Genomic DNA, 2,844 nt, shown 5'->3' on the forward strand with positions numbered 1-2,844 from the left:
CCTGTGGGCTGACGCCTGGCGCAAGCTCCGCCATCGTCCGCTGTTCATCGTCTCGGCAGTGATGATCCTGGTCATCCTGACTGTGGCGTTCTTCCCGGGCCTGTTCACCCAGACGGCTCCCAATGACAATTGCCAGTTGGCCAACTCGGACGGGGCACCTTCCCCCGGCCACCCGTTCGGGTTCACCTTCCAGGGCTGCGACGTCTATGCCCGCGTCATTTACGGCACGCAAGCTTCCGTCATGGTTGGCGTCTTCGCCGTTATCGGTGTGCTCATCATTGGTGTGACTCTCGGCGCGCTGGCCGGATTTTATGGCGGGTGGATCGATTCCGTCATCGCCCGCCTCGGTGACATCTTCTTCGCGCTTCCGTTGGTGCTCGGTGCCCTGGTTGTGACCCAGTTGCCGTTCTTCCGGGAAAACAAGAGCGTGTGGACGGTCATCATGATCATCGTGCTGCTGGCGTGGCCACAGATGGCACGGTTGACCCGCGGGGCGGTGATCGAAGTCCGGAATGCGGACTTCATTACGGCGGCCCGTTCGCTGGGCGTGTCCAGGATCCAGAGCCTGATCAAGCATGTCCTGCCCAACGCCCTTGCCCCCATCATCGTGCTGGCCACCATGGAGCTCGGGGTGTTCATCGTGCTGGAGGCGACGCTGTCGTTCCTCGGCATTGGGCTCCCCGGCAGCATCATGTCCTGGGGCAATGACATCTCTGCGGCGCAGTCGTCCATTCGCACCAACCCCGCGGTGCTGCTCTACCCGGCTGCCGCCTTGTCCATTACCGTCCTGAGCTTCATCATGCTGGGCGACGCCCTGCGCGATGCTCTTGACCCGAAGAGCCGCCAGCGATGAAGGAGGCAAAGGTGACTACATCCGATGTCACAATTACTGAAGCCGGAACAACCGCAGACCGGCCGCTGCTGGAAATCCGCGACCTCGCCATCACGTTCAACACCAGCAACGGCGAAGTCAAAGCTGTCCGGAACGCGCACCTGACCATCATGCCGGGTGAAACCGTTGCGATCGTGGGCGAATCGGGATCCGGAAAGTCGACCACGGCCCTGGCTGCCATTGGCCTCCTGCCCGGCAACGGCCGGGTCTCCGGCGGACAGATCCTGCTGGACGGCGAAGACATCTCGCATGCACCCGAAAAGCGGATGATCGAACTGCGCGGCAACACCATCGGTATGGTGCCCCAAGACCCTATGTCCAACCTCAACCCGGTATGGAAGATCGGCTACCAGGTCAAGGAAACGCTGCAGGCAAACGGGCGCCCCAGTGGCCCCGAGGACATCGCCAAAGTCTTGTCCGAGGCCGGGCTGCCGGACTCCCACCGGCGCGCCAAGCAGTACCCCCACGAGTTCTCCGGCGGTATGCGCCAACGGGCCCTGATCGCGATCGGCCTGTCCTGCCAGCCACGGCTGCTGATCGCCGACGAACCCACGTCAGCGCTGGACGTCACGGTGCAGCGGCAGATCCTGGACCACCTCGAAGGCATGACCTCGGAGCTGGGCACAGCTGTCCTGCTCATCACCCACGACCTGGGCCTCGCGGCTGAACGCGCGGACAAGGTTGTGGTGATGTACCGCGGGCAGGTGGTGGAGTCGGGGCCTTCCCTGGAGCTGCTGCAGAACCCGCAGCACCCCTACACGAAGCGGCTCGTCGAGTCCGCCCCCTCCCTGGCAAGCCGAAGGATCCAGGTTGCCAAGGAACAGGGCGTGGAAGCGGCCGATCTGCTCGCTCCGACGGCTGAGGCCCTTGCTGCCGACCACGTTCTGCAAATCCAGGACCTGCGGAAGGTGTACAAGCTTCGGCAGGGGCTGGGGAAATCATCGGACTTCGCGGCTGTGGACGGCGTAAGCTTCAACGTTCTCCGGGGAACCACGACGGCGATCGTGGGGGAGTCAGGCTCCGGCAAGTCCACCGTGGCCAAGATGGTGCTCCAACTGGAGAAGCCCACTGACGGCAAGATCCTTTTTGACGGCGTGGACACTTCGCTGCTGAAGCCCTCGGAGCTGTTCAAGTTCCGGCGCCGGGTTCAGCCCATCTTCCAGGATCCGTACGGCTCCCTGGACCCGATGTACAACATCTTCCGGACCATCGAGGAGCCGTTGCGGGTCCACAAGATCGGGAACAAGGCCAGCCGGGAGAAGAAGGTCCGTGAACTGTTGGACCAGGTGGCGCTGCCGCAATCCACCATGCAGCGGTATCCGAACGAGCTCTCCGGCGGGCAGCGGCAACGTGTCGCCATTGCGCGGGCACTTGCCCTGGATCCTGAAGTCATCATCTGTGATGAAGCAGTATCCGCGCTGGACGTGCTGGTGCAGGCCCAGGTATTGAATCTGCTGGCCGACCTTCAGTCCAACCTTGGGCTGACCTACCTCTTCATCACCCACGACCTCGCGGTGGTCCGGCAGATCGCGGACCACGTCTGTGTGATGGAGAAGGGGCGTCTGGTGGAGACCGGATCAACGGACGCCGTCTTTGATGCTCCGCAGCAGGAGTACACGCAGGCACTGCTTAACGCCATCCCCGGCGCGAAGCTGATGCTGCCGCCGGAAGTGGCTTAGCAGCCCTTCTTATTCACCGGTTGGAGCCGGAGCCTGCTGGCTCCGGCTCCAACTGCTTTCCCCCTTCACAGCCGGCGGGTTCCGCTCCAGGCCCAGGTCGCGGAGGCTGCGCTCGAGGAGCGTCCCGAGGGCCTGCCGGCCGCTGGGGTTCATGTGCACGGCGTCGGCGAGGTCCTTTGCCAGGCCGTACCTGGTGAGCCAGTCGCCCACGGAGACGAAGGGCAGGCCATGTTCCGCCGCCACCGATCCCAGTAGGGCATCAACTTCGGCGCG

General features: G+C 63.7%; 2 protein-coding genes and 1 pseudogene. 2 read left to right on the forward strand and 1 reads right to left on the reverse strand.

The genetic code is table 11. From position 1 onward, the window contains the following. The coding region (locus tag AC5RWX_RS32045) for an ABC transporter permease (RefSeq protein ID WP_494100215.1) at positions 1 to 853 on the forward strand (853 nt) is incomplete at its 5' end. Beyond that, complete coding sequence (locus AC5RWX_RS32050; protein ID WP_494100216.1) at positions 850 to 2,571, forward strand: dipeptide ABC transporter ATP-binding protein; 1,722 nt, start codon at positions 850 to 852, stop codon at positions 2,569 to 2,571. The genes AC5RWX_RS32045 and AC5RWX_RS32050, both read left to right, overlap by 4 nt. A 9-nt stretch (positions 2,572 to 2,580) precedes the next feature. Here AC5RWX_RS32050 and AC5RWX_RS32055 read toward each other — a convergent pair. After that, positions 2,581 to 2,844 (reverse strand): annotated as a pseudogene (locus tag AC5RWX_RS32055) (hypothetical protein); the annotation flags it as partial.

Source organism: Arthrobacter sp. SPT-J7 (assembly GCF_059089965.1).